Genomic DNA, 26,619 nt, shown 5'->3' with positions numbered 1-26,619 from the left:
TATGTATCCTAACAATTGTGTCTTATAAAACTTTAGGCGTAGCTTTTTTTCTCACTTCTAATTCTATCATACCAAAAGCCATTTTTAATGCACTCGCCAATGTTGCTTTGGTTACTATTTCAGACAAATCAATGCCTAAATGTACAACAGTCTGAGCAATTTCAGGACGAATACCGCTGATGATACATTCGGCACCCATCAAACGCGTAGCGCTAACGGTTTTAATCAGATGTTGAGCTACTAAAGTATCTATGGCAGGCACCCCCGAAATATCCAGAATAGCAATAGAACTTCCGGTTTCTACAATTTCCTGCAAAAGATTTTCCATTACTACCTGCGTACGTGAACTGTCTAATGTACCAATAATCGGTAAAGCCAGAATACCGTCCCATACTTTGATAACCGGTGTAGAAATTTCAGTGATTTCATCCGTCTGGCGTAAAATCACATCCTCACGGCCTTTGATGAAAGTCTCAAAGGTAATAATACTGAAATTATCCAGAAGACTATTGATACGCATACTCTCGGTATATAATACTTTAGGGTCGCTAATCTCTTCTGATAATGTTTTTAATAAAGCCGTTTTTAAACTGAATACATAAGCACCAGTTTCACGCGGCGAAAAACCACGTCTGGCCCTGGCAATGGCAATACCCGATAGTATTTCTTCAACTTTCTCAAAATCTCTCGACTGGAAATTGTCAAAGTTATTATCACTGATACTGGCCGTAAGCGAGTTCAGTAATTCTTCTGATTGTATACGCTGGTCTTCATTCGTAATTAAATCTTCACGTAAGCCATCGTTTTCTAACTGGTTCTGAAACCATTGTTCGAGAATATATTTTTTTTTGGCCTTTATTACCTTTACGGCTTCATTTTTCATAGTCTGATTGTCCTTGTTTTATTGCTTATTCGTAAGCGGGTTGATAATGAGTCTGAAAAAATTCTTTTAATAATAGGGAAAGTTCTTTGATGCCCGATGGCTTGGTAATAAAAGCAGACGCCCCCAGTTTCTGGGTTGCCTCCTTATCTTTAGGGTGTGAAGAGGTAGAGTAAATAATAACAGGAATGTGTTTAAGGCGGGAAATTTTCTTTATTTCGGTTAGTAACTGTACGCCATTAATGCGCGGCATATTTAAATCGAGAAAGATATAATTCGGTAAAAAGGTGTCATCTTTTATCAGCCTTTGCAAAGCTTCACTGGCATTATTACTTATCACACACTGCATATCAAGGCCTGAGTCTTCTATAGCCAACGAAAAGATTTCCTGATCATCCTGATCATCGTCTATTAATAAACAAATTAACGGGTTAGGCATAAGAAGTATAGTTAAGAAGCAAATATAGCATTTGTTTTAACAATAAAATATTTATTTACTATATCATTCTCATTTCTAATCAAAACCCAATGAGCAGGGCAGTTTATTTAAATTAAAAACGCTTTACCCTATACTTATAGCTGTTTTATAGCTAAATTGAAGCAAAAATTAGCTTTCCTGATACTCACCGCTTAATACCCAAAAATCGTATGACTCGTACCCTAGGAGTTCAGAAACTCCCGCACAACCACAAGCTCATCGGGCTTGACCACCTGCGTGCATTTGCCATCTTTTACGTTTTCCTCTACCACTACAGCATCATGTTTCCAGCCCCCGAATGGCTCTATACCATCGGCAAATTCGGCTGGACAGGCGTCGACCTTTTCTTTGTCCTGAGCGGCTATCTTATTTCATCACAGCTCTTCGCAAAAATCGACCAGCAGCAGCCTGTATGGTTCAAAGAGTTTTTTCTGAAACGCTTCTTCCGGATCATCCCTGCCTATCTCACAGTACTGGCCTTGTATTTTTTGTTTCCCTACCTCAGAGAAAGAGAAGCCCTGGCACCACTCTGGAAATACCTGACCTTCACCCAGAATCTGGGTCTTGACCTCCGCACCCAGGGTACATTCTCCCACGCATGGTCACTTTGTATCGAAGAACAGTTCTATCTGTTCCTGCCTCTTATTTTAATGGCATTAATCAATTTAAAGATTTTCAACAAAGCAGCCGTTTTATTAATAGGCTTCTTTATAGCAGGTTTTTGTATGAGGCTCTATATGTATACCAATTTTGTCGAGCCTTTTAAGGATACCGATAATTTCTGGGTAATCTGGTACAAATGGATTTATTATCCCATATATAGCCGGTTAGACGGCTTACTGGTAGGCGTGTCGATAGCTGCCATTTTTCAGTTCAAACCCAGCATCAGGCAACAATTACAGCAGTATGGTAATTATCTGTTAGTGGCAGGAATAGCCGTGTTGGTAGGAGCCTATTTTATATGTGAAAAACAAACTTCATTCAGTGCATCAATTTTCGGTTTTCCGATTATTAGCTTGGGCTATGGCTTAATCGTCATAGCAGCCATCAGCCCGAAAGTATTTTTGTATCGTATCCCCTCAAAAATCACTTTCCACATCGCCTCTTTATCCTACGCCCTTTATCTCACGCATAAAATTATCATACACGTTTCACAGGAAGAACTATCAAAATTGGGTATAGCTAAAGAAAGTGTCTTAATGTTCATCTTATGTACCCTTACCTCAGTCTTAGGCGCATGGCTATTAAACAGAGCAGTCGAAAAACCGTTTCTAAAGTTAAGAAACAAAGTATTGAAAAGAGAATATCTGAAAGAATTACAGCCTAAAGCATAATTTTCTCAATATTCCGCTGGATAGTAGCTTTATCTGTCTTTGATTGAGCCAGTTTTAGTGCTGTCTGGAAGTGTTGTATGGCTTTAATATCATCAATACCAGTATAAAGATTACCTAATAGAGAATAGTAGAAATGATTGTCTGTCAGGGCCAGTTTTTCTGCCTCAATAATAGCCTCTTCTTTGCCATTGGCTTTAGCAAGAGCATAAGTTCTGTTGAGTGCCGCAATAGGGGAGTACTCTATTTGTAACAAACGATTATACAATTGCAGAATACCATCCCATTTCTGGATGGTATCTTCTTTTTGTGTATGCCAGTAAGCTATGCCCGCTTCTAAATGGTATTTAGACAGATAATTACCTTTTGAAGCCTGTTCCAGAAAATATTCACCCTTACTAATCAATTCCTGATTCCAGAGATTAGTGTCCTGGTCTTCATACAGAATCACCTCCCCTTTGTCGTTCAGTCTCGCCTCAAAGCGTGAGGCATGAAAACACATGAGCGAGAGCAACGCATTAACAACAGGTTGGTTGGTATCAATATTTTCAATCAGTAAATAGACAAGCCTCATGGCTTCGGCACAAAGGTCTTTGCGCAATACCGTATTCTGTGAAGTAGAATAATACCCCTCACTGAATAGCAGATAAAGCGTTGTCAGTACTGTATCCAGTCGCTCATCTATTTCTGTAGCAGTAGGTTGTTCAATCTTTATCTTTTCAGCTTTCAGCTTTTCTTTAGCCCGGTTAAGGCGTTTATAAATCACCTCTTTACTAGTCAGAAAAGCATCTGCAATTTCCTGAATCCCAAAACCACAAAGTAGATTCAAAGCCAGCGCAATCTGCGATTCAATGGATATACAAGGATTACAAACCGTAAAAATCATCGCCAACTGACTATCATTAATGCTTTTGCTCGATAAGTCAATCTCAATTTCTTCCGAATCTGCCGCACCATATTTCAATTCGACTGCCAGTTTTTGGGTAAAAATAGAATGATGCTTGAGGTGATTTTTGGTTTTGTTTTTAGCTACCGTATATAGCCATCCGGTAGGATTATCAGGTATACCTTTCTGGCTCCATAGTTCGGTGGCAGATAGAAAAGTATCACTTACAATATCTTCAGCAGTCTCAATATGCTCAATGCCAAATAAATAACAAAGCACAGCAACAATCTTCCGATACTCCGTCCTGAATAAGTGTGGGAGTAGTTCTTTTTCTTTCATGGTGATGAAGAGAGTTTTCAAGTCAAAAAATATTTGGCAGAAATTTTGCCAAGTAGCTGCCCGAATCAATAGCCCCCATTTTTAAATGGGGGTAACAAGAAAGCAATCATCTTAACTGGCTTTAGCCAAAACGTTAACGGAAGCCGAGAGAACTTGGTTGTGCGGCGAAATCCTGCTAAGCATTACTAATCACCCGCTTTACCTCCACATTCACATGCCACGGTGCTTTAAGTCCCGGGCACCCCTTCGCCATCTCCACAGCTTCATCAAAATCAGCCGCGCGAACAATAATAAACCCACCTATAGCTTCTTTGATTTCGGCATAAGGCCCATTAATCACCACATTATTGGGTCTTACCACTTTACCCTCAGGGTGCAACCTATTGCCTGAGCTCGCCAGTTTATTCTGGGCCGCAATACCACCAATCCAATCCTGCCAGGGCTTGATAGATGCCTGCATATCAGCAGGAGAAGGCTGATTCTCCTTCGTTTCCGTATCTCTTCTGAATATCAATAAGAATTCGTCCATAGCGATAGATTAATTAAATTGTCCGACCTGATAAGTACCTACATGCGCACCAAATGCAATATTAATACGATTGTAGCTATTAATTGCTATCACCGCAATGGTTAAATCCATCAATTCAGTTTCCGAAAATTGCGCCGCTGCCTGTTCATACACTTCATCAGGCACTAAACTACTTTTAATCACCGTGAGTGCCTCAGCATAAACCAAAGCCGCACGCTCCCTGTCGCTATAAAATGGGGCTTCCCTCCACGCGTCCATTACAAGCAAGCGTTGCACACTTTCACCACCTGCCAGTAAATCCTTCGAGTGCATATCCAGACAAAAAGCACAGCCGTTGATTTGTGATACACGATAATAAATCAGATGTAATAAAGGTTTTTCGATACTTGATTTTGATAAATGTTTACCAAAGCCATATAAGGCGCTCATACCCTGTTGTTGTTGAATGTTGATTCTAGGCTCCATTATTCTTTAAGTTTTATGTGTTAAAGCCTAATGACAACCGGGTTTTTGGATTTGGACAAATAGGGGAGAAAAATTTTTGAAAAATATAAAAACGCATTTCGGTAGGGGTTCAAAATTTTGAACCCCTGTATTGACAAATCATTTATTAACGATATTATCATAGATTTAATCATTTTTCTCCTTCCTCAACACTTCATTAAAATCGGCAAACAAATTCTCCTGCCCCACTATAATATCAACTATCTCAAAATAAGGTACACCATAAATCTTGCTATCCCTTAGCAATTCAATCAGCAATTTATACTGATTCAGGTTTTCAGTACTGATAATCATAAAGTCAGAAACCTTTGCATGAAAGTATTCGCTATCAAACAATTTGACTTCTACTGCTTGACCCACTTTCTGAAAAATCGGCATTACCTGCTTTTCAAAAAACTGGCTCCTTTGGTTTCTTGTAAGCGAAAGCCATTGAGGCGTAGCATTCATTAATACCAGAATGGTATACGGTTTTTTGGTTTCCATCATGTCTATACGAGATTGTGCCTTGCCTATAACAAGAAGCAAAACGATGAAAAATGTGAAGATAATTTTGGTCATTATTTAATGATTGTTAATGACACAAAATTGAAAAGAGGCAGACCGAATAGCATTAACATAGGTTAATAAATACCAACCTTGAAGAGTACTAGTGAATAAAAAATATAAGTGAGTGGGGAGGTATGAAAAGTGTAATCTAAAATTAGGATGTCTCAAGAAAAAATTGAGAAAAATGTTATCTGGCAAGGCTTGACCAATTTCCAGAGATTTTAAGCCCTTCTCCACTGTTGGGGAAGGACGGTCGGCCGCTGCCGTTGGGATGGGGTATATTTGGAATACTATTTGGCTATGAAAACTTTTCAGAAACCATCTTCTCAGTAGTAAATATCATTTCTTAGAATACCTCCTGTAAAGCAGCACCAGCAACAAAATGACCGATGCACCAATAAAGGCTTCTATAATACGGCTCAGAATACTTGGCAAACCTAGCATCGTATTCAGCTCGCCTTCCAGTAACCAATGGCCTACAAGAGCCCCGGCTATACCCAGAAGAATCTGATACAAAAGAGATAAACTGAAACTTTTAAAAGCAAGGTCAGCCAGCCAGCCGGCTATGGCGCCAACAAGAATAGTAACAATAAGGCTCATTTTCTGATGGGTTTATGGTAATAAAATGGGACTGATAACATTGAGACTCAAAATTTACCACAAATTTCAATTTTCAGAGAATATTTATAGAATATCTTCAAAAATGCACATTAATCAATCCCTTCATACTAATTTATCTTAAACCCACTAAAAATCGTAGTATCAAATAATTCACCACTCAGACCAATATCATATCCTGAATTCTGACGAACCACTAACTGAATCTTATCATTGGCATTCAGATAAATAGTAGTCGTAAAATATTGCTTGAATGTCAGATTGTTTCTCGGAAAATCTATTCTGCCTTTGATGAAATCTGTATAATTTTTGAGAATATAGAAAGCCCTTTGCCCACTTGGGTGCCCGCCCCACGATAATTTTACAGTAAAATGATATAACCCATTGGTAGGGGCTGTAAACTGGCTTGGATTGATACTCCAGGCATTGCCGATATTGTATTCTATTTCATTGCCAGCGAGGTAAGTCAGCGCATTATTTCCCGGTATAGTAATAGTCGCAGAGGCACCAACAGAAAAACCAACAGTACTGGCACTCGGAGCAGCCAAAGCCACTAGATTCCCATTCGCATCAGCACCCACATTACGGGTTCCCGCACCTGCCAGATTTGGTACATTTACGACTCCTGCATCGCTTACACTAAAGCGCCAGTTATTGCCAATATAAATACCGGTTTGGGCATCGTTCAAATTACCAAAAAATGCTCCTTCATTTACATTGTTATTAGATTTACTAAACCATATTCCGGCTGTTTGTCCACTGGTCCTGATTCTGGCTCTTTGTGTTAAATCCAGTAAATACTGCGGATTATCTGTTCCGATACCAACATAGCCATTAGTCTTTAGAATCATTTGTACACCCCCATTATTGGTTGCAAATGCAAGCGGGTGATTAGTATGAGTTTGAACATAACCCTCCGTAACACCTATATAAGTGCCTAATCCGATTATACCATCAGTGCCGCGATGATCTAAACCAATACCCACTTTTTTAATTCCTAAGGCATTTGTATTGGGAGTCGACATAGGCAAAATAGTAACCGACTGCCCACTTAATTGTACAGATATAAGTGTACAGATAACAAATAGTTTTATATGCATAGCTATATATTTTTATGACAAAATTACTTACCAATAAAAAAGGTATCAATTACGGGAATATGCCATATTTGATAGATACAGAACGAGTATTTCATTTTCTCTACGAGGTAAAGATATTGCTTCGGCAAATGATGCTACCAGATATTAGGGCTCTCGGAGGCGTTGCTATAAAGTTTAAAGTAATCCTCTTCGGGCATTAAAACAATCGTATTACCTGTTCTCACATAATAATTACTACATAATACACTGGAGCATTAAAATCAGGAATCTGTTTTTTAGGCTATTTACTAAACTATAATTATACGGGATTTGTTTAATATTTCAATTGCAGATACTGTTGTTTCAGCAAGTCTTCCCAAACTCCTTGCCTTTTGCTCTCTGATGTAGTATTAGAAAACCTACTTCCCCGTCAATCCCTCCAGTTTCTTCCTTGTCTCAGCATTTTCTTTAATAGCCAGCGTCTTCCTGAATTGCGCAATGGCACTGGTAGTATCTTTTTTAGCTAAGAAATAATCGCCATAAGAATCATACACATTAAAACTTTCAGGATAATTAGCCACATTCATTTTGAAAAAACCTTCAGCCTTTTTATACTGCTTTTGACCTAGTGCCTGATAACCCATACTGTTTATCACACTTTCATCCGGTTTTATCTGATAACCTAGTTCTTTAGAAACAAGCGCATAATGTTTCTGATATTTACTTACCAAAGCAGCAGTGCTATCATTGTAATCTTTCGAGGTAAGTTTCATCGGATAATAGCTGAAAATAAAATGCAAGGCATCATATTCAGTAATCAAGGGCACAGAACTATGATCGTCAGTGCTATAATACTTGCTCTTATATTTTAACTGATTCTGCTTGGTTGCTTTCAGGTGATTATCTAATTCAAAAATAGAACGGATATGGTTATTATCAGGATCAGTATCCTTCGACAGTCTGGCAACAGTCATACCATCTGACATCGTATTAGCTATACCTAAGTATAGGTAGACTCCGGCATATTTCTTATCTGTCAAGGCTTTCTTGGTAGTCTTTAAAAAACGCATCTTGTCCCACCACATACTTGGGTCTATGGCTACATAGGCATTGAATAAATGGGTATGATTAATCAACGCATTCATTACCGTCAAACCACCGAATGAGTGCCCAATCAACATTTTGTAGGGTTGAGTAGGGTATACTGAATCAATATGTGGCATCAATTCTTTTTCGATGAACGCTATAAATTTTTCACCGCCGCCTGAGGTTTTTGTGGAAGTACTATCCATATAAGGTAGGTCGACATCCACGTGAGTAGGAGTCAGGTCTCTTGTACGGTTGGTGTTCGATATACCAACCACAATCATTTCCGGACAAATAGTATTACCATTGACACTGCTTAATTGCTGAATCATACCCACTACCGAATAAAAATGCGCATCGCCATCCAATAAATATACTACCGGATACTTTTTCTTAGCGTAAATATCCATTCCGTCATTAGGCACGTAGACCATAACCCGTCGGTCTTCATTCAATATCTTTGAGTAGACTTTATCATTTTTACCCAATACAATATTATCATCAGTCTGGGCATAGCTACAGTGTGAGAAGAAGCTAATAGATAAGAACAGGAGTAGAAACTTTTTCATAATAGGTAAATGAGTTTAAGCAATTGAGTTAGAAAGGAGCTAATCGTAAATTTATGAAAAAAGAGTATTGTTTTGTTAAAAACACAATTAAATAGAAAATAAGGATAAAATGCCATTTAATGACTCATAGTTAGTGTAGGAAGATTATTTGATTTAAAAACGATTCTTCAAACAAGATTTACCTGATATTTTAATAACTTGCTGAATATAAACTATTATCTATCAACTCAACTTAACGATGAAAAAGCTAATCACCTTCTTTTTATCTCTGTTCTTATTTAGTTCGTATGCACAGGAACGTCTGGTAAAAGTAAAAGATAAAAATTTTGCGGTCTACACCAAAGGTCTTGAAAACAGAAAACCTAACGCACCTGTACTAGTTTTTGAAAATGGCATGGGCGTAGGTATAGGTAGCTGGAGTACCGTAATCGACGAATTAGCCAAAGTAGCTCCCATATTTGCTTATAATAGAGCAGGGGTAGAGAAATCAGATAAGATTTACCAGATGCCCACAGCTAAACAAACTGCCGAGAACCTGAAAGCGATATTAACCACTCTGAATATTCCACCACCGTATGTAGTAGTAGGTCATTCAATGGGAGGTTTATATGCCAGAGGTTTTGCAGGAACTTATCCGAATGACATAGCAGGTCTTGTATTTGTTGACCCGGCAGATTTCACAGAAAGTAAAGACGACTGGAATCAGATTTTCAGAGAAATCAATGTGCCTGAAAAACGTATCGACGAGATGATGTATGACAGGTTATATCAACCAGCTAAGCCCGCTAGTCGTAACGATTCTTTGAACTATGGCCCCTGGAGCGAGCGGCAGGAATTAGGTAGGTTAAGACGTACTGATTTTGCTGAGGTAAAAACTTTGCCCTTGCCCAACGTGCCTATCTACTTTTTTGTAGGTGGTAAATTTGAAGTCCCTCTGGCTAACCGAAGTAAGGATTATGACCATGAGCGATTCTTCCACGTAAAAAACTCCAAGAATATAGGGCGATGGATACAATTGATTCATTCATCAAGCAAGGGTGGAGCATTGATCTATCTCTCAAATAGTGGTCATTATATTCATCGGGATGATGCGAAGGCAGTTATTTCAAACATCAGATTACTTTTGGAAAGTTTATAAGAAAAAGAGGTATCTGAAATAATCATCCGATACCTCTCTGCTTTTTTGTTCACTCAATAGTACCAAACCCTACTATAGGAGATATATATAATCCTGACTATAGACGTTGAAAATAGTTTTTCGGGCAAATAGTTTCAGGAATGAGAGGAGCCCAAATAATGAGCTCACTCTCTGGCACTTCCTTTCTTTCTACCACGAAAGGTCTTTGACGAAGCCTTATTAAATTCTTTTCAAAAACTGCTTGGCGCGTCTTCTTGAGATACTGATGAGTTCATCGTTCTCCATCTTTATCGTAAAAGATTCTTTCTGAAAACTTGCCATATAATTGAGATTAATAATAACAGAGCGGTTAGGCCTGAAAAACGAATAGCTATATAATCGTTTTTCGAATATGCCTAGTGTCCGGGAAGAGAGTATCGTGCTACCATCTTCTAGCAGTATATGTGTATAATTAATGTCGGCTTTGAGCATTAGTATTTTGCTCGACCTGACAATTGTGCCTTTGTCAATAGTAATTAGCAATTCGTTGTTCATTTTCGTGGCAGACTCAATAGATGATTGATGCCACAAAGCTATGGTAGGAGCTAAAGCAGATGTTATCTCATTTTCGACTTTCTTTTACTCATTTTGAACTTTTATGTAAGAAATGGAGAAAGGAGTATGAAAAAGGGACAAGTGAAAAACATGAAAATAGATTAATTCAGATACTATCTTATTTTTTTTTAGGAGATATACTCCACCGTAATTGGACGCCTACACTACTATAATGTAATTTCTCGGCTGTAAAAACACCTAGTGGATATTTGAAGAAAGGCTCAACCGACAATTGATTTTTGCCTAATGGATAGTGTACACCTAAAGAGAAATTAATCGCAGTGCCTAAACTAATTCTCTGGGCATTGCTGATACTGTTTCTTACTTCTTTGTCTATATATGTGGTGCTCACTTCCTGCACCTGACCATTTTCACCCACTGATACCAACACGACCGTCCGGCGGTTTTCGTAGAAGAGTTGTGAGGTCTGGTTAAAGGCTCCCATCATGGATATCCCCGCCTGTGTACTGATAGCCAATGAGCCTTTTTGCCATACCTTATATCTTACATTCAAAGGCACCTCTACATTGAGCCAGCGATAATTAACCTGATTTAACTGAGGTATACCCACCGGACCCGACATCAATACAGTTGTATTTAATAAATTAAGGTTTTCGCGACCGACATAAATTCCGGTGCTCAATTCGGTTCTTTTGTTTAACGATATTTCGGTTGTACCGCGCACTCCGAAATTCTGTTGGGGCACTGTATTGGCTGCCTGATTAGATAACCCGGCAAGGGCTATACTATAGCTCAATGGATGTGTTTTCTTTTCGTCTGCATCCTCCTCATGAATTGGATAGGGAGGAATGAAATGTGTCTTAGGTCTTACTAAAACGCCATTAAAAGTGTGTGGTTGTAGCAAGTCAGGCTGAAAATCCTTTTCTGCTATTGAGGCTATCCGGCTTGAATTTTCCTCTTTGTGATTAGATAATGTATTTTCTTTTATAGCTGGCAGATTTATATTTTGTTTAATAATCTGGTTTCGGGATTCAGTTGGATTTTTACTGATAGCTACTAGCTCTTTGGTTATTGTATTACTTCGATTTTTTGACTGTTTATTATCTGCTTGATTAGTAGGTTTGGATTGATGTTTAATACTAACTGACTCCTTATCTGATTGATTAATTTTATACACTCCCCATCCAATAACAAGGCTCAGGATTATCCCTGCGGCCATGCGCCAGAAGATAATCAGCGGTCTTTTCTTCTTTTTCTTCCTGAATTGCTCAAAGTCCTCCCATGCTCCCTCCTGATAAGAAGTTTCATACGCCCTCAGCTTGTCGATTGTTTGTTTATCAATTGGTTCCATTTACTGCATTGTTCGGTTATGAGTGTTAATCAATACCCTTAATTGTTGTTTGGCTCTTGTCAGATACGTTCGGGATGAAGAAGCCGGAATCTGCATCATTTGCCCGATTTCTTCATGACTATACCCCTCTACCTCATATAAATTAAAAACTACTTTCCACAAGGGTGGCAGCTGATTCAATAGTCTGATAATCTCTTCGGCTGATTCGCGGTCAAAAAAGTTTTCCTGTAGTGAAGTCTCTTCAATATCGTGATCGCTGTGATAAAAATGTTTTTTTTCTTTCCTGAAATAATCAATGGCTGTATGAATAATTAACCGCCGGGCCCAGGCCCTGAACGAAGTGATTTTTTTATAATCATAAGGTAACTGATGGAAGATTTTCAGGAACGAATCATTGAGTGCCTCCTGCGCTAAAGTCTTATCAGGCAGATACCGCAGACAGATACCCATAGCAAAACCGTAGAAATGTTTGAATAGCTTTTCCTGAAAAACAGGTTTGTGTTGGGCGCAAGCCTCAATCCAGGATTTTTCTTGTGCGGTACAATCAGACAAGCATTCCACATGTATATGAATAAAGCAGGTCTTTATTGAGGTAAAGACCTGCAGAAGTAGGAAATTGAGTTTTTAAATAGATTATCTATTGCTTACCGAACCATCCGGGTCAACCGAAATATCTTTTACTTTCGAGCCATTAGCCACATGAACGATGATATCAGTAGTGCCAAATAGTTTCAGCATATCTACTTCTAAAGTAAATTTCTTTTTATCGGTGCAGGTTTCACCTACTTTATCTTCATAGTTCACCACAATTCCGGTTTGCATCGGGTACGACATCAGCGCAATACCACTCCATACAATTTTATAATTGGCTATATCGCAACCGCCCTCTACATCAATCTTCATCAGGTCTCCTTCACGGGTTACTTTCGTAATCTCAAAGGTGGTGCCGCTATAGGTAGAGCGGGCATTGATAATCTTGTGGTATTCCTGCTCATTGGTTTGCAGCTTACTGTTTTTGTCTGGTTCAATCTTGTTGTCCTGGCTACACGAAAAAGCCAGTACAGACAATAATAGGGTTACGATTAACAAGCGGATTTGAGTTCTCATCATTTTCATTGTTTTGTGTATTTAAGTGATTTTTGATGATAAGTCGTACCGCCTGTTTGAAATGCTACAAATGCCAGAAAAAAATCTGATTAATTTTTAATGAGGATACGAGAAAAGCCGAAATAGTTGGGAGAGAAGAATAGGTAAATGGAGTTACCATAGCAGACTGGCCTTAAATGGGTCTTTCAATAATATGGCTGACTTGTATGGTGAGAAGAAGAGCTGAAAAAATATGATGAAATTTGTGACCTTTTTAATGGTAATTCGTCTAAAACTACTTTTAATTCTAAAACACAAAGGGGCAAAGGTCTTAGCCCCTTGCCCTTAATCTATTCACACATCCGATTATTTGCTTTTTAAAACTGCCACACGGTTTACCTGACTCTCAATATTGAAATCATAAGTTAATTTATCCTCGCCTGAACTGATTGATAAAGTATAAGCACCATCTTCCAGGTGAGAAACATTTAACACTAATGGTTTATCGGTTTCGCTTAAATCCTGATAAAACACATCACCTTTAGAATTATAGATTTCTATACTGGCAGTGTTTTTGGCTACTTTGTCAAATAGTACTTTCAAACGTAAATTGCTGATATCCTGAACCTCAATTTTAGGATCTGATTTGGTAAATGGAGTTTCGGTAGCCGCAAAACTAAAACTTGCTGTAAATAAGCAAAGAGCTAAAACTAAGAATGACTTTTTCATATGCTGATAATTTAGATTTTGTAAATAATTTTCTTTGTTGAGTCAAAAGTATATAGTATTTTTTTGAGAAAATTGCGAAGTAGATAAAAGCGAGATAATGATATGATAAAAACAGAAAAAGTATTGATTTGACTGTTTGTCGACAGAAAAAGGCTATTTTTATGGATTTTTTGGCTTATATCTTCTCAAATGTTGCATTCATCGACAAAGTGCGTATACTCATCATAAAATAGTATTAAATCAATATTTTATATAAACGGCCTTTTGTGCTTACTTAAGGATTGAGTAATACCTTAATTTTTTGAAGAAACATACTTGTTTATGAATTGAGTGCCATTAGCTGAGTACTGATAACAAATAAGCATAGACCAAACAACTGTTGGCCTATGCTTATTTTAATGAATCTTATGTGATCTTATTTAAAACCAAATGCTTTCAGCATTTTGTGAAAGATGTCGTTGTTGTTGTAGATACCTGAAAATAATTCGGCGCCTTTGCCATAAGCAAATACCGGAATCATCACAGCAGTGTGTCCTTTGGTAGTAAACTTGCCATCAACCACGCCATCTTTGAGGCCATTGAGGGAAAAACCCCCGGTTTCATGGTCAGCAGTGATAATTACTAAGGTATTACCATCTTTATCAGCAAAATCAAAGGCTGCACCAATGGCTTTATCAAAATCAAGCATTTCGTTTACAATGTACTGGGTATCATTAGCATGACCACCCCAGTCAATCTGTGAACCCTCTGCCATTATAAAGAACCCTTTTTTGCTTTGATTCAATATATTCAAAGCTGTTTGAAACGAAACCAATAACTGGTCACCTCTTCCTTCTGATATTTTAACCGGGTTTTCATCTGCCAGAAAACCTGCCAGTTTGCCTGATTTTACCTGTTGCACTTCTTCAATTGAATTGGCAATCTGATAATTCTTAGCTTTCAGGTCTTCAACCAGATTCTTACCGTCTTTGCGCTGAGCAAAGTGTTTGCGGCCACCACCAATAAAAACGTCAATATCAGTTTTAAGAAAATCGGCGGCAATTTCATCCATCATCGCTCTTGCAGGCTGATGCGCAATAAATGAAGATGGAGTGGCATCGGTAATATTGCAGGTAGCAACCAAACCTGTAGCCAGACCTTTTTGCTCAGCAATTTCAAGAATGGTAGTCAGCCTTTTTTGTCTTTGTCTACCCCAATCGCACCATTATAGGTTTTTTCTCCCGTAGCAAAAGCTGTAGCACCTGCAGCAGAATCGGTAATAAAACCACTGGTAGGCTGATTTTTATGAAAACCTATTACCTTGCTTCTTTCAATATTAAGCGGAGCCTTATTGGCGGCGATTCCGGCAAAGATTTGAGCTGTACCCATACCGTCGCCTATTAACAAAATAATATTTTTTGGGTGTCGGATTTTTCTTTCTTTCTGTGCAAAACAAGCGAGTGGAAGAATTAATAAAAGATAGATAAACTGTACTGATTTTTTCATTGATTAACATTTTAGATGAAAGATTAGATATGAAACATCAGATGAATTCAATTAGAAACTCTCATGCAAAATATCTCACAAAGCGATCCTGTCTTCAAGACTTCACTCCGTAAAAGACGGAAACTAATACTAAAACTATGAAAAAGGGCTATTATGTTTTTATTAAGAAATGAAAAATGAACATACTTTATCATTTTCACTATTTGCTAATGTGTACCAAGATATTGGTTTTGTGCAATTTCTCCTCCGTTTTAAGAAGTACACTGCGCGCGGAGTACTCTAAAATAATTGATGAAAATTGCTTATTTTAGGGGAGATGCTTGTAGGCCTGTAAAACTGATTTAGAAGTATTCAAAGACTTTGAACCACTGCATCGGCGGTGTCCAACCCTCCTTGAAAAAGGGAGTTGCTCCATTTCTCGTTGATTATTTGGCTAAAAGTCTTTATCAACAGCTCTTTTCAAACACATAATCACGAATCAGAAATTTTGTTTTTCAAATTTATCTGCTTGGTAATTAAATTTATTCAGAAATTATCTTAGAATTATTTTTGTTTAAATCGTCTCAAGTATAGAAACAGACCTAACCCTACTAATAAGATACTTATGGCACCTATCAGCCACAAGTCAGGCTCTTCAATAGTAGTGGTAGCGCATCAGAATAGAGGAGTATTGATAATGCATTTCAGGTAATGCCCTAGATAAAGCCGTGATACCTTAGGCTTTTGTATGAAAGCGAGTAGCTTTTATCAAACAATCTTTAATGAAAGTAATAAAAAGTAATAATAGAAGAAAATATAAAATAACAAATGTGATGAAATGCACTATTACCAAAGAGAGCCTATTCGTGACTCAATTGTCGTAAGAACTGCGTTCCATCACATTTATGTATTATTCCGGATGCTTACTGTTTGAATTTTAACCATTACTGGTTTTTCTGTTTGGCATTGTCGGAATTTGGAAGCTTAGAAGTATGTTCTGCACTTCCGGTATTTGGATTTTTCGAATCCATATTTCTGTTGCCGTGTCCCGGATACGAGACTGGCTTTGTTTCTTCGTTATGTTTGTTCTTTAACGTTGCCATAACCTCTTTCTTGTTTGATTATCAACGCTGTAATAGCTAAAAACTATATGCCAACTAGCTATAGACAGGGAGAAATGCATGAGATTGAGTGCGTTTTTCCTCAGAATGATGAATATTTTACATTTTATTTGAGTATAAGGCAGGTGGATATTACTAGTTCGTTACATATCCTCTTAATTCAGATTTCAGCTATGCGATATAGATTTATAAACTATTGAAATTATGTAAATCTAAACTCTCTGTAATAATAAAGATGGTATACTTTTTTACTATTTACCCCTATTCAAAACCAAAAACAGTAAAATGAAAACTATCATCTTCATCCACGGGATGTTCCAGAATCCAAAGAGTTGGGAGAAATGGATTGCCTATTTTAACAATAAAGGGTACAAATGTATTGCCCCTGCCTGGCCTTATCATGAAGGTGAGCCTGCCGGCCTGAGAAAAGACCCTGAATCCGAATTAGGAAATCTACGATTACAAACCATTATTGATGAATTTGAAAAAGTAGCATCAAGAACAGAAGATGATATTGTTATAGGCCACTCAGTAGGAGGGCTTATTGCTCAAATACTAATTAATAAAGGCCTGGCCAAAGCAGGTGTTTGTATTAACTCTGTAGCGCCGAATCGCATGCTATCATTCGATTGGGACTTTTTTAAGAATAGTATGACCATCGCCAATCCGTTTAAAGGAGATGAACCTATCTATCAGACGCCTGAGAGTTTCTATGAGGCTTTTACGAGTCCGATGTCGGAAGTAGATTCGAAAAAAGCTTTTGAAGCTTTTGCCACGCACGATAGCCGGAATGTATTAAGAGATTGTATGGGTGAAGCAGGGGAGGTAGATTTAGATAAACCACATGCGCCATTATTATTTATTGGTGGAGAAGAAGATAAGATTATTCCTGCCGATCTGAATGAAAAAAACGCAAATGCTTATACAGACGAGGGCAGTATTACACACTTTAAGTCATTTCCTGGTCGTGGACACTTCATTTGTGGACAAGAGGGCTGGGAAGAAATTGCTAACTATGTGCATGAATGGCTACGCCATGAACTAGTAGCGAACCACAAAGAACTTGAATACGCGTTATAAGCAATTAACAGATTTGTGATAAGGGCTAACGGAACTTAGCCCTTATTTTTTTGAATATATGGCCTTCAGTCAATGTCTTTTTTATGTTTTTCTATACTTCCGCTGATTTCGTACACATATTAGGGAATTATCTCTCAGTTTTTTGTTTAATTGGCTAAAAAATTATGTTTTTTGTTTAATTTTCTTCAAATTTGATAAAATATAAGTTAAACAATCAAAGATTGTTTGTATACTTATTAATCGATAGTATATAATTTATCCACCTTCAAACCAGTTATATTAGCATAGCCTCTCCTCTATCATAACATATGAATACTAAAAACTATAGTATATTCTACACTGACGATGATTCAGACGATAAGGAAATCTTCAAAGAAATCATCAACGAAATTCACCCCGATTCTTCAATTGAGTTTCAGAGCGATGGTTTAGAGTTATTAAATCGTTTGAAAGAAATAAACTATATGCCCGATATTTTGTTTCTTGATATAAACATGCCTCATACTGATGGTTTTCAGGTTTTATCAGAAATAAGACAAGATGCCGCAGTGAAAGATTTACCCATAGTTATTCTTTCTACCTCTAACGATGCTGATGCCATTGCTAAAGCGAAAGAATCAGGAGCTGATTTATATATATGTAAACCCAATTCTTACTCAAAATTAAAAGATATTCTTGCCGAATTATTGAGCCTGAATTGGCCAAATGATATAAAAACACAACATTTTAAAGAATTTGTAGTTGATTAGCAAAGCTCTTTAAGTACCCATAGTAAAAGATAACGTATGAATCCTACCGAAAATATTATCAATAAACTGCGAACCCACACTGGTACACTTCACTCAGAACTTGAACAAACGCCTATATCTGTTGCCTTGTTAGATGAACAAGTGTCTACGCAGAATTATGTGGCCTATCTGCAAAGAATGCGAGAAATAGTGGCTTTCTACGAAAGTAAAGTTTTCCCTGCTTTAGCGGATACATTGCCCGATTTGTCAGATAGAGAGAAATTGCCCTTAATTGACGAAGATTTGAATTATCTTTCCTCTCAAACGCTACAATCCTCTGCTTTTGAAGCTTCAGGCGTACCAAACCCCTCAATAGGTTATGCATTAGGATGTATGTATGTAATGGAGGGCTCTACACTGGGTGGCAAGGTGATTCTGAAACATGTGTCTAAAACTTTGGGGATTGCACCGGAGCAAGGCGGAACTTATTTTGCAGGTTATGGCGAAGAGACAGGATATTATTGGAAGAGTTTTTTGTATACCTTGCAGGAATATTCAGTAAACCACAATTGTGATACTGAAATTATTACAGGAGCAAAAGATACTTTTATAGCTATAAAACATTATTTTGAGCAATAGATAATGAAATTGAAAGATATAGTAAACCGTGAGATTGTGAATCTTACCAACTGTGAGCAAGAGCCTATTCATGTACCTGGTAGTATTCAACCACACGGTTTTCTGGTTGCCGTAGATGCAGACTTCATAATCAGATATACCAGCGCGAATGTTTACGACTTTGCTGCTTTATCAGTAGAAGAAGTATTGCAACAACCAATCGAAACATTAATAGGGGTTGACCAGTTGGCCGAGTTTCAGCACTATATCAACCATTTACAGGAGAGACTTACCGCACCTCATATCATTAATATACAGGGTACGGAATTCCAATGTGTGATTCATAAAAGTAATGATTTACTGATTTGTGAGTTTGAGCCCGTTTCTGAATTCATTCCTCGTGTTTCAACCGTATATGATCAGGCAATTAACTTCGCTAAGTACATGGGTAATGCCATGACCCTGCAACAGTTATGCCATAGCGTTGCTACAGAAGTACGTGCGCTCACAGGATATGACCGTGTAATGGTATATCGGTTTGATAAAGATTACAACGGAGAAATATTTGCTGAAAGTAAAGTTGATGAGCAGGAACCTTTTCTCGGGCTGCATTATCCGCATACTGATATTCCGGCACAGGCAAGGCAATTATATATCAAGAATCTGTTAAGGCTGATAGTCGATATAAACTATAAACCAGTTCCGATTTTTACAAAAGAGAATGCTACCAACGAAAGTGTGGATTTAAGCCATTCTACCTTAAGAAGTGTTTCACCGATTCATGTTGAGTATCTCAAAAATATAGGGGTTGGGGCCACACTCACCATTTCGCTTCTACATGAGGGCAAATTGTGGGGATTAATAGCCTGCCATCATTATTCTTATAAATATATTGATCATTATACACGTATAGCCGCACAACTACAAGGGCATTTTCTGACTTCACAGATACAGGTGAGAGAAATGGCTGAAGAGTATACGGTAGCCACCAATATCAACAGGTCTCTTGAAACTTTATTGAACCTGACTTTTAAACCTGAAAGAGCGGCGTTACAAGATCTGGTAAGCCAGCCACAGATATTGGAAATTGCCAATGCAGGTGGGGTGGCTGTCATCCTCAACGATATTGTGTATAAAGCAGGCAAAACGCCTGACGATGACAGCATTTTAAAGATAACAGCCTTTGCTAAGAAAAAGGCCTCTAAAGGGTTTTTCAGCACTGCTAGCTTACCAGATATTATGCCAGAGGCGGTCGAGTGGTGTACAACGGCTTCTGGTATTCTGTATTATCAGTTGGGAGTAGTGCACGACGAAACCATTGTCTGGTTCAGACCTGAAAGCCTGGAAGAAATCAACTGGAGTGGTGACCCTGACAAAGCCATTATAAAAGATGCCAATGGCTTATCGCCAAGAAAATCTTTTGCCCTCTACAAGCAGATTGTGAAATGTCGCTCTTATGATTGGACAAAAACTGAGCAAACGGCCGCTTCTACTTTTTCGTATTCATTGCAGAAATTCATCACTCTGATATTGCTGACTGAAGAAGAGGCCAGACAAAGAGAATTGACGAAACAATTGCGGGAGTCGAATCTTGAACTGGAAAACATCAGCTGGATAAGTACACATGATTTGAAAGAACCTTTGCGAAAAATTCAGTTGTTTTCTTCCAGGTTAATGGATTTGGATAAGAGTATATCACCCGATGTTATCAGTACTTTGCAGAAAATGAATGCTTCAGCTAATAAAATGCAAAGACTGATTACGGATATAACCAACTATTCAAAAATCAGGCATTCAGATAAATCTCTTGAAACCATAGATTTACAGGAACTGGTTGATAAGACAACGAATGAATTGCAGGAGGAAATAGAAGAGAAAAACGCATCTGTCAATACGAAAGGATTATCGACCATATCAGGCATTCCGGTTATCATCAATCAGCTTTTTAGCAACCTGATGGGTAATGCATTAAAATTCAGCAAAGAGGGCGTCCCGGCAAAAATTGATATTATACAATCAGAAGAACCTGTACCCTCTCCCGAGCCTGACGATACCAAGTTGTATACCAAAATTACGATTGCAGACAATGGAATAGGTTTCGAAAACGAATTCAGCGATAGGATATTCAAGATATTTACCCGCTTGCATACGGCGGATAAATATCAGGGAACAGGTATTGGCCTGGCCTTATGTAAGAAAATCATGCAACTGCATGGCGGCCATATTTTTGCTGAAGGGGCAAAAAATCAAGGAGCCAGTTTTAGTTTGTACTTTCCTGTGTAATGTTCTTAGACAACAATGCCACTCCTTTATTCTTCCGAACGCAGGAGTGGCATTATATGGTTTTTCTATTCTATTAAAACTCTCCCTCAACCGGCTCTTTAGTCTTCTTCTTAGCCTGATGCAGACGATAATTAAACGTTAAATTCACTTGTCTTAATCGGCCCTGGCCACGGCTTTCGGTAAAGAAAGTTGGCCCTTCAGTAATAGAACGATAAATTCTTGAATTGAAAACGTCGCTTACATTCAAAGTAAGTGTCGCATTGTTCTTCAGAATATCCTTACTTACTGCCAGATCCATTACGGCAATCGCTTTTCTGCGTCCTTGTGGGGTTTGCTGTGGTGCTTCGTAATTACCTCTGATCTGGAAGTCGGTATTTTTCCAGAACGTGAAACGAGAAGTTAATCGTGTAAACCAGCTATAGGTATCGCTTTTCAGACTTGCGTCGAAGTTAGCTCCATTCGTGATAGCACGGAAAAAGTTAAAACTACCATCCATTTTCCACCATTTATAAGGTGATAAGGAAGTAGTAAACTCATAACCGAAAGAGTTCTCAGTTGCCAGGTTTTCCGGGCGGGTAAATGAATTACCTGCCGCATCCAGCGTTCTGATACGGACAATTTTGCCATCCGTAAATCTATAGTACAAAGATGAACTGATAGAACCGTTCTCAAAATACTTGATGTGACCTAACTCATATACATCAGTAAATTCAGGATTCAAATCAGGATTGCCGCTCCAGAAGTTACGGCTATCGCTAAATGTAGAGAACGGACTCAAATCATTATAAGTCGGGCGACGAATGCGTCGGCTATAGCTGATTTGCATTGAATTCTGTTTCGGAAACTCATAAGTAACATGCACACTCGGAAACAGGTTATTGTATTTACGAGGATTCACTTCGTTGGTTTTTCTGAGGGTGGTAGTTACGTTTGTCCACTCGGCACGCACACCTAACTGATACGAAAACTTATTCACTTTATTCCCTACAATACCATAAGCGGCATTGATATTCTCTTCGTACAAGAAATCATTGGTAAAACCTGCAATCGGAAACCATACGCCATCAGTGCCACGCTGAGTCAATGAAAAATCATTTGTCATGTCTCTCGAACTGCTTCTGCCTCCTAACTCAAACTTACCGTCCTTGCCAAATGGCTGGACATAATCAACCTGAAACAACAATTGCTTTTCGGTTTCGTAGTTCAGCGAGCGTTGCAATTGAGCCGGTATATCTGTAGCACTACCGTCCGGCTTAACTGTATTCTGGTTATAATACTGGTCTGAATCTTCCCAGTTGTCTAAATAGCGAACATCAGCCGATAATTCATGCCCTTTACGTTCAAACTTACGTTTGTAAGTAATCGCATACTCCGAGTTGGGTTCTGTTTCTGTCTCATCCTGAGTACGATAAGTAATACCTGTCGGGTTATTCAGATTATTCAGGTAATCGCGGTATCTGATGTCAGAGAAACGTTTTCCTTTGCTGATACGCCATAAGTAAGAACCCGTCAATACATTATTTTCATTAAAGAAATAATCTATCCCGGCTCTGGCGCTATTATTTTGCCCTTTCAGATTGCTGGTAGAGTTCTGTTGGGTGATAATGGTAGAATCACCACGATACACTTCCTGATATTGAGAGTTTCTACCCGGCGTATTGCGGTACGAAGTGGTATAATTAACAAAGAAATTAAGGTTTTTGCGACGATAGTTTACATTGGCAGCCAGACCCAGATTGGTCGGATAGCCCGCAATTACATCAAATGAACCATTAAAACCTTCTTTGCGCTCTTTTTTCAGAATGATATTGATGATACCGCTCATGCCCTCTGCCTCATAACGCGCCGATGGGTTAGTGATGATTTCAATCCTTTCAATACTGCTACCCTGTAACTGTTGTAAACCACTACCGCCTTTAATGCTTACCAGTCCCGATGGTTTCCCATCAACCAGAATCCTGACGTTGCTACTCCCTCTTAAGCTTACGTTACCATCAATATCAACAGATACCGAAGGTACGTTGGTAAGAATATCTACGGCTGTTCCACCGGCGTTGGCTAAGTCTTTACCTACGTTAAATACACGTTTGTCCAGACTCATTTCCATGGAACTTTTTTCGGCCCTTACCTCTACTTCATCCAGTGTCTGGCTCGAAGTGGTGATTTTCAGCGTACCTAAATCGTGCGGTGAATTATCAGGCGTTAATGAAAATACGGCTGTTTTGGTAGCTTTATAGCCTATAAATTCTAATAAGGCGTAGTATGTGCCTGCAGGAGCATCTATAGAGAAATCGCCTGTGTCGTTGGTGATATTTCCTGTAACAAACGAGCTATCAGGTAACTTAAACAATCGAACGCTGGCATAAGACAACGGAGCGCCCGACTGTGCATCTATAATTTTCCCTTTGAGTTTTAATTTCCCTGCATTCTGTGCAAATGAAACTTGGGCACATACGAGACTAATACACAAACAAACAATAAATGATAATGCTTTTCTGGTTAAAAATAAAGAGGTGTTTTTTGTAAAGATATTCATTTCAAATGGTAAAATAGGATATAAGGCTGAATAGGGGTTTTCATTAATTGACTTTATATGCCACTACTTTGTTTTTCAGGAAAGTAGGCACAAAAAGCATTTTCTTGCCTGGTACGTAAGAGAAATCGGCTGTGTTCATTGGTTTATCAATGGTGTCTAATAAGAGACTTGGTTTGCCTTCAGGCGTTACATGCCAGATTCTTCCTCTCCACTCACTCACAAAGTATCCTTTTTTACCATCTGACTCAATGCCATCTATACCGCTTTTTTCTGTTCCCATACCTTCGGCAAATTTGCTAAGGTCTTTGGTTTTAGTATCGTAGGAGTAAAGAATACCCTCACCGTTGCCAATCAACAATTTGCCATTATCATAAAGCAAACCGTTAGGGTTTTTCAATAGTCCACCTTCAAGAATTTTTTCTAATTTACCATTTTGTAATTTCCACACGCTATTAGCACGCATATCAGTTACATAAAGCGTCTGATTTTTACTATCAATCGTAATATCATTCAACATTTTGGCATCAGGTACAGTATAGTTATTTACTACTTTTCCGGTAGCCAGGTCAATTTCATTGACAGCAAAAAAGCTTGCGGTATATAATTTATTGCCAATAATGCCCATACCTTTGATAGCATTCAGGCCGGGAGTCATGATTCGCTGCTGCACTTTACCGTCTAAGCCTAATTTAGCTACAAAACTCGTTTGATTTTCGGGTACCGATTTACCATTGATACACGATACATACAGCACATTATTTTTGGTATCATATAAGACAGACTCCGGAGTAGTCAACGTAGTATCAGTTTCCCATACTTGTGTCAAAGTAGGTGTTTGAGCCATTACCGAAAAACTCAAAACACAGCAAAGGCATAAAGAGGCGAATAAAGTTTTCATAAATAAATGGAGGTTGAATTGACGTTTAAGAATTGGCTTTTAAACATAAAAAGAGTCAGAATATTACAAATTATTTCGCTCCCGGCAAAATAATCTATTAATAAAATAGACTTCCTATTCTTTTAAATCGACCAATCAATGCACCAATCAGAAAATCGAGTTTATCAATTTCGGCATTTTCTCTACTTAACTGCGAACGGGACGTTCGCGCCACAAATTATCTCTCCACAATATGAGTATCTTCTTTCCCATCGTTCGGGTTGAATGTTAAATGGCATGGTATTTTTACCTTAAGTGATACAAATTAAAGACACAACTATATGAAAGATCAAGATACAAGCTTCTATAGTCAGAGTGACAACGAAGCAATTGAGCCCAATACATCTAAACCAGAAAAGACATGGGATGGCCCTGCATTGGAGCAGGAACGTACAGCAGAAAAAGAGCAGGAAACCATTAATCAAAGATTAGCTGACAACGATGATAGAGGGGGTGGTTCGGATAATCCTCCTTTAAGAAGCGAACTTAACCCACCAACTGCGCCGGATATTGTTCCTGACCAATCGCCTGACGAAATTAACTATCCGGGCAAAGAAGGAATTCAACATGTTGAGCAACCTAAATATTATGGTTCTTCGATAAGTTCAAGTATGGACACAGGTGGTACTGATTCATCAATTGGTAATGAAGATCCAAGAGGTGAAAACGGTGAAGAAGCGCAGGAAATTCAGCAAAAAGAGGAGGAAGAGAGGCAGGAGAAAATAAAAGAAAAAGAAGCTGATTTGAGAGAAGCCCGTGAGGGACGTGATGAAAGCATCAGAAAATCAGAAGATCAGAATATTACAGACAATAGAGGGTATAACGAAATCCGTGAAAACTCTCCAGTAAATGATGATAGAGATAAAGAGTTTTTAAATTGATATAACGTGTGAATTTCGGATATGTAGGAATAAGAAAGCCATGAGACTTCGGTTTCATGGCTTTCTTATTATTTACCCAGCATGTTCTTCAATGCGTCAAAATCAAGCGCTTTTTCCAGCTCTTTCATGCCATTACCCAAAATCAAATCTTTGTCATTCCCTTTCAATGCAATAGAGAAAAACTGTGGCGAATTGCGCGGGAGTTTTTTGTCGAAATAATCCGGATTAGACTTGATTAATATCTTTGCAAAGGGATCATCAGCATTGGTAAAAAGATGAGTCATAACTGTGTTTGGGTCTTGCTTCACAATAGCTTGTTGACTCAATTCCGATGCTGACATTTTTAAGTCGGCTTCTACTTTTGCTAAAGCTATATCGTAACCTTTCATGGCAATAGCCAGTTTTTCTTTTTGGATTTTTTCGTCATTTTTATAGCTATCTTTTATCTGAGCCATTTCCTGCGCTCGTCCTTGTGTCAGTTTTTGTTTTCTTCGTTCCAGAAATTCCTTTCGGCTTACCCACAAAAAAGGCAGTTTATTATCATAGGTAACCAGCCAGTTAGCTTGTATACCTCTGATACCAAAACCTAAGCCTGTTTCTTCTGTATAAAAATAATAATTTCCTTGCTTAACGGGCAATTTATTAATTGAACGGAAGCCCATATCCCATGGCGAAGAGTCAATAAAAGGCTCATAGATTTCTGGACCAAAGGCCATATTATTAGCAGCGATAGTCAGGCTAGTTGAGGTTTCATGGACTTTCCCTGTGCTATTATTGGTACATATATACGGCATTAATCTTAGTGCATAACCATACGTATTTCCCCAGCGATATTGGTCTTGTGTATTATAATAAATGCCATTATAATCGGCATCGAGTCCCATAGGTTTATAGGCTTGTTGCAAGGCCTTGTGGATATTACCAATAATAAATTTCTCTTTAGCCAAATCAGTTGCAGAAGTACTTCCAGTTGAGCCCTTCATGCCTTCTATCCATTTGCCGGGTATCTTAGCTAATGTTTCTTGTGTGCAATTCTGAGCTGATAAATGAATAGAGGAAATCAGATAGCAAACGAATAGTAGAGGCAACTCTTTCATGGTATTTATATTTAGTAATGACTATGAATCAATTGTCTTGTGCAATAATAAGCTTTACAAAAATATATCAGAGGTCTCCGGAGATTTTTATAGAGAATAAGTTATTGAGTGGCAATAAGAGTAAGGCAGAAGTATAAATAAGAGTGAAATTATCTAAAGAAATGTATATT

26 protein-coding genes and 1 pseudogene are annotated in these 26,619 nt (G+C 38.2%); 8 read left to right on the top strand and 19 right to left on the bottom strand.

The genetic code is table 11. The annotated features are described in order from the left end of the window. Positions 1-22 precede the first annotated feature (22 nt). Together D0T08_RS18100 and D0T08_RS18095 are read right to left on the bottom strand one after the other, a co-directional pair. Complete coding sequence (locus tag D0T08_RS18100; RefSeq protein WP_116984089.1) at positions 23-883, bottom strand: STAS domain-containing protein; 861 nt, start codon at positions 881-883, stop codon at positions 23-25. 25 nt (positions 884-908) lie between these two features. Next, entirely contained in the window at positions 909-1,319 is a 411-nt protein-coding gene (locus tag D0T08_RS18095; RefSeq protein WP_116984088.1) for a response regulator, read from the bottom strand. A gap of 209 nt (positions 1,320-1,528) precedes the next feature. Here D0T08_RS18095 and D0T08_RS18090 point away from each other — a divergent pair, with 209 nt between their 5' ends. Next, the gene (locus D0T08_RS18090; protein WP_116984087.1) at positions 1,529-2,692 is read left to right on the top strand and encodes an acyltransferase; all 1,164 of its coding nucleotides are present in this window, start codon (positions 1,529-1,531) and stop codon (positions 2,690-2,692) included. On the opposite strand, the gene D0T08_RS18085 is transcribed toward D0T08_RS18090, so the two are convergent. The 6 genes from D0T08_RS18085 to D0T08_RS18060 form a co-directional block, all read right to left on the bottom strand. Then, a complete protein-coding gene (locus D0T08_RS18085; protein WP_116984086.1) occupies positions 2,682-3,914 on the bottom strand; it encodes an RNA polymerase sigma factor in 1,233 nt (410 codons plus the stop codon). The two genes, D0T08_RS18090 and D0T08_RS18085, sit on opposite strands and share 11 nt — an antisense overlap. Before the next feature lie 175 nt (positions 3,915-4,089). Continuing rightward, positions 4,090-4,443 carry a YciI family protein gene (locus D0T08_RS18080; RefSeq protein ID WP_116984085.1) on the bottom strand — a complete coding sequence of 118 codons (354 nt, stop codon included), beginning with the start codon at positions 4,441-4,443 and terminating at the stop codon, positions 4,090-4,092. Positions 4,444-4,452: 9 nt separating this feature from the next. Next, a complete protein-coding gene (locus D0T08_RS18075) occupies positions 4,453-4,908 on the bottom strand; it encodes a carboxymuconolactone decarboxylase family protein (protein ID WP_116984084.1) in 456 nt (151 codons plus the stop codon). A gap of 165 nt (positions 4,909-5,073) precedes the next feature. Continuing rightward, entirely contained in the window at positions 5,074-5,505 is a 432-nt protein-coding gene (locus D0T08_RS18070; RefSeq protein WP_116984083.1) for a darcynin family protein, read from the bottom strand. 327 nt (positions 5,506-5,832) lie between these two features. Then, positions 5,833-6,093: a GlsB/YeaQ/YmgE family stress response membrane protein gene (locus tag D0T08_RS18065; protein ID WP_116984082.1), complete on the bottom strand. Its 261-nt coding sequence runs from the start codon at positions 6,091-6,093 to the stop codon at positions 5,833-5,835. Between the two features lie 128 nt (positions 6,094-6,221). Beyond that, a complete protein-coding gene (locus D0T08_RS18060) occupies positions 6,222-7,211 on the bottom strand; it encodes a C1q-like domain-containing protein (protein ID WP_116984081.1) in 990 nt (329 codons plus the stop codon). A 14-nt stretch (positions 7,212-7,225) separates the two neighbouring features. On the opposite strand from D0T08_RS18060, the gene D0T08_RS27450 reads away from it, so the two are divergent. Then, entirely contained in the window at positions 7,226-7,411 is a 186-nt protein-coding gene (locus tag D0T08_RS27450; RefSeq protein WP_147322803.1) for a hypothetical protein, read from the top strand. A 198-nt stretch (positions 7,412-7,609) separates the two neighbouring features. On the opposite strand, the gene D0T08_RS18050 is transcribed toward D0T08_RS27450, so the two are convergent. Beyond that, a complete protein-coding gene (locus tag D0T08_RS18050) occupies positions 7,610-8,845 on the bottom strand; it encodes an alpha/beta hydrolase-fold protein (RefSeq protein WP_116984080.1) in 1,236 nt (411 codons plus the stop codon). A gap of 238 nt (positions 8,846-9,083) precedes the next feature. Between D0T08_RS18050 and D0T08_RS18045 the strand changes: the two genes are divergently transcribed. Next, on the top strand, positions 9,084-9,983 hold the full coding sequence (locus D0T08_RS18045; protein WP_116984079.1) for an alpha/beta fold hydrolase: 900 nt from the start codon (positions 9,084-9,086) through the stop codon (positions 9,981-9,983). A gap of 219 nt (positions 9,984-10,202) precedes the next feature. Here D0T08_RS18045 and D0T08_RS18040 read toward each other — a convergent pair whose 3' ends face one another. The 7 genes and pseudogenes from D0T08_RS18040 to D0T08_RS27625 form a co-directional block, all read right to left on the bottom strand. Further along, positions 10,203-10,517, bottom strand: coding sequence for a LytTR family DNA-binding domain-containing protein (locus tag D0T08_RS18040; RefSeq protein WP_116984078.1), 315 nt, complete (start codon positions 10,515-10,517; stop codon positions 10,203-10,205). A gap of 178 nt (positions 10,518-10,695) precedes the next feature. Beyond that, positions 10,696-11,889 carry a hypothetical protein gene (locus D0T08_RS18035; RefSeq protein ID WP_116984077.1) on the bottom strand — a complete coding sequence of 398 codons (1,194 nt, stop codon included), beginning with the start codon at positions 11,887-11,889 and terminating at the stop codon, positions 10,696-10,698. Then, a complete protein-coding gene (locus D0T08_RS18030) occupies positions 11,890-12,441 on the bottom strand; it encodes an RNA polymerase sigma factor (protein WP_229238990.1) in 552 nt (183 codons plus the stop codon). Between the two features lie 81 nt (positions 12,442-12,522). Next, positions 12,523-12,999, bottom strand: a complete 477-nt coding sequence (locus tag D0T08_RS18025; RefSeq protein WP_147322802.1) for a hypothetical protein — start codon at positions 12,997-12,999, stop codon at positions 12,523-12,525. Positions 13,000-13,341: 342 nt separating this feature from the next. Then, entirely contained in the window at positions 13,342-13,704 is a 363-nt protein-coding gene (locus tag D0T08_RS18020; protein WP_116984075.1) for a T9SS type A sorting domain-containing protein, read from the bottom strand. A gap of 415 nt (positions 13,705-14,119) precedes the next feature. Beyond that, positions 14,120-15,072: pseudogene (locus tag D0T08_RS18015) on the bottom strand (alkaline phosphatase). 1,040 nt (positions 15,073-16,112) lie between these two features. Continuing rightward, entirely contained in the window at positions 16,113-16,271 is a 159-nt protein-coding gene (locus tag D0T08_RS27625) for a hypothetical protein (protein ID WP_158561293.1), read from the bottom strand. Between the two features lie 303 nt (positions 16,272-16,574). On the opposite strand from D0T08_RS27625, the gene D0T08_RS18005 reads away from it, so the two are divergent. The 4 genes from D0T08_RS18005 to D0T08_RS17990 all read left to right on the top strand — a co-directional run bounded on the left by D0T08_RS18005 (position 16,575) and on the right by D0T08_RS17990 (position 20,998). Beyond that, entirely contained in the window at positions 16,575-17,369 is a 795-nt protein-coding gene (locus D0T08_RS18005) for an alpha/beta hydrolase (protein ID WP_116984073.1), read from the top strand. 308 nt (positions 17,370-17,677) lie between these two features. Continuing rightward, positions 17,678-18,118: a response regulator gene (locus D0T08_RS18000; protein WP_116984072.1), complete on the top strand. Its 441-nt coding sequence runs from the start codon at positions 17,678-17,680 to the stop codon at positions 18,116-18,118. Positions 18,119-18,154: 36 nt separating this feature from the next. Then, positions 18,155-18,736, top strand: a complete 582-nt coding sequence (locus D0T08_RS17995; RefSeq protein WP_116984071.1) for a biliverdin-producing heme oxygenase — start codon at positions 18,155-18,157, stop codon at positions 18,734-18,736. A 3-nt stretch (positions 18,737-18,739) separates the two neighbouring features. Then, complete coding sequence (locus D0T08_RS17990) at positions 18,740-20,998, top strand: ATP-binding protein (RefSeq protein WP_116984070.1); 2,259 nt, start codon at positions 18,740-18,742, stop codon at positions 20,996-20,998. A gap of 73 nt (positions 20,999-21,071) precedes the next feature. Here the strand turns inward: D0T08_RS17990 and D0T08_RS17985 are convergent, their stop codons facing one another. Beyond that, a complete protein-coding gene (locus D0T08_RS17985; RefSeq protein ID WP_116984069.1) occupies positions 21,072-23,534 on the bottom strand; it encodes an outer membrane beta-barrel family protein in 2,463 nt (820 codons plus the stop codon). A gap of 43 nt (positions 23,535-23,577) precedes the next feature. After that, positions 23,578-24,432: an SMP-30/gluconolactonase/LRE family protein gene (locus D0T08_RS17980; protein WP_116984068.1), complete on the bottom strand. Its 855-nt coding sequence runs from the start codon at positions 24,430-24,432 to the stop codon at positions 23,578-23,580. Between the two features lie 320 nt (positions 24,433-24,752). Between D0T08_RS17980 and D0T08_RS17975 the strand changes: the two genes are divergently transcribed. Further along, positions 24,753-25,352, top strand: coding sequence for a hypothetical protein (locus D0T08_RS17975; RefSeq protein WP_116984067.1), 600 nt, complete (start codon positions 24,753-24,755; stop codon positions 25,350-25,352). 68 nt (positions 25,353-25,420) lie between these two features. Here D0T08_RS17975 and D0T08_RS17970 read toward each other — a convergent pair whose 3' ends face one another. Beyond that, positions 25,421-26,449 (bottom strand): hypothetical protein, encoded by a 1,029-nt coding sequence (locus tag D0T08_RS17970; protein ID WP_116984066.1) that lies wholly within the window; start codon positions 26,447-26,449, stop codon positions 25,421-25,423. Positions 26,450-26,619 lie beyond the last annotated feature (170 nt).

The sequence above is a fragment of the Emticicia sp. C21 genome, from assembly GCF_003418935.1.
Taxonomy (GTDB): Bacteria; Bacteroidota; Bacteroidia; order Cytophagales; family Spirosomataceae; genus Emticicia.
The sequence above is the reverse complement of the archived record's forward strand: the minus strand, read 5'-3'. Positions and strand labels throughout refer to the sequence as shown.

Excerpts from the sequence above, each read along its gene's own strand:
- D0T08_RS18100 (WP_116984089.1), bottom strand. The coding sequence starts at position 883 with ATGAAAAATGAAGCCGTAAAGGTAATAAAGGCCAAAAAAAAATATATT.
- D0T08_RS18095 (WP_116984088.1), bottom strand. The coding sequence starts at position 1,319 with ATGCCTAACCCGTTAATTTGTTTATTAATAGACGATGATCAGGATGAT.
- D0T08_RS18090 (WP_116984087.1), top strand. The coding sequence starts at position 1,529 with ATGACTCGTACCCTAGGAGTTCAGAAACTCCCGCACAACCACAAGCTC.
- D0T08_RS18085 (WP_116984086.1), bottom strand. The coding sequence starts at position 3,914 with ATGAAAGAAAAAGAACTACTCCCACACTTATTCAGGACGGAGTATCGG.
- D0T08_RS18080 (WP_116984085.1), bottom strand. The coding sequence starts at position 4,443 with ATGGACGAATTCTTATTGATATTCAGAAGAGATACGGAAACGAAGGAG.
- D0T08_RS18075 (WP_116984084.1), bottom strand. The coding sequence starts at position 4,908 with ATGGAGCCTAGAATCAACATTCAACAACAACAGGGTATGAGCGCCTTA.
- D0T08_RS18070 (WP_116984083.1), bottom strand. The coding sequence starts at position 5,505 with ATGACCAAAATTATCTTCACATTTTTCATCGTTTTGCTTCTTGTTATA.
- D0T08_RS18065 (WP_116984082.1), bottom strand. The coding sequence starts at position 6,093 with ATGAGCCTTATTGTTACTATTCTTGTTGGCGCCATAGCCGGCTGGCTG.
- D0T08_RS18060 (WP_116984081.1), bottom strand. The coding sequence starts at position 7,211 with ATGCATATAAAACTATTTGTTATCTGTACACTTATATCTGTACAATTA.
- D0T08_RS27450 (WP_147322803.1), top strand. The coding sequence starts at position 7,226 with ATGACAAAATTACTTACCAATAAAAAAGGTATCAATTACGGGAATATG.
- D0T08_RS18050 (WP_116984080.1), bottom strand. The coding sequence starts at position 8,845 with ATGAAAAAGTTTCTACTCCTGTTCTTATCTATTAGCTTCTTCTCACAC.
- D0T08_RS18045 (WP_116984079.1), top strand. The coding sequence starts at position 9,084 with ATGAAAAAGCTAATCACCTTCTTTTTATCTCTGTTCTTATTTAGTTCG.
- D0T08_RS18040 (WP_116984078.1), bottom strand. The coding sequence starts at position 10,517 with ATGAACAACGAATTGCTAATTACTATTGACAAAGGCACAATTGTCAGG.
- D0T08_RS18035 (WP_116984077.1), bottom strand. The coding sequence starts at position 11,889 with ATGGAACCAATTGATAAACAAACAATCGACAAGCTGAGGGCGTATGAA.
- D0T08_RS18025 (WP_147322802.1), bottom strand. The coding sequence starts at position 12,999 with ATGATGAGAACTCAAATCCGCTTGTTAATCGTAACCCTATTATTGTCT.
- D0T08_RS18020 (WP_116984075.1), bottom strand. The coding sequence starts at position 13,704 with ATGAAAAAGTCATTCTTAGTTTTAGCTCTTTGCTTATTTACAGCAAGT.
- D0T08_RS27625 (WP_158561293.1), bottom strand. The coding sequence starts at position 16,271 with ATGGCAACGTTAAAGAACAAACATAACGAAGAAACAAAGCCAGTCTCG.
- D0T08_RS18005 (WP_116984073.1), top strand. The coding sequence starts at position 16,575 with ATGAAAACTATCATCTTCATCCACGGGATGTTCCAGAATCCAAAGAGT.
- D0T08_RS18000 (WP_116984072.1), top strand. The coding sequence starts at position 17,678 with ATGAATACTAAAAACTATAGTATATTCTACACTGACGATGATTCAGAC.
- D0T08_RS17995 (WP_116984071.1), top strand. The coding sequence starts at position 18,155 with ATGAATCCTACCGAAAATATTATCAATAAACTGCGAACCCACACTGGT.
- D0T08_RS17990 (WP_116984070.1), top strand. The coding sequence starts at position 18,740 with ATGAAATTGAAAGATATAGTAAACCGTGAGATTGTGAATCTTACCAAC.
- D0T08_RS17985 (WP_116984069.1), bottom strand. The coding sequence starts at position 23,534 with ATGAATATCTTTACAAAAAACACCTCTTTATTTTTAACCAGAAAAGCA.
- D0T08_RS17980 (WP_116984068.1), bottom strand. The coding sequence starts at position 24,432 with ATGAAAACTTTATTCGCCTCTTTATGCCTTTGCTGTGTTTTGAGTTTT.
- D0T08_RS17975 (WP_116984067.1), top strand. The coding sequence starts at position 24,753 with ATGAAAGATCAAGATACAAGCTTCTATAGTCAGAGTGACAACGAAGCA.
- D0T08_RS17970 (WP_116984066.1), bottom strand. The coding sequence starts at position 26,449 with ATGAAAGAGTTGCCTCTACTATTCGTTTGCTATCTGATTTCCTCTATT.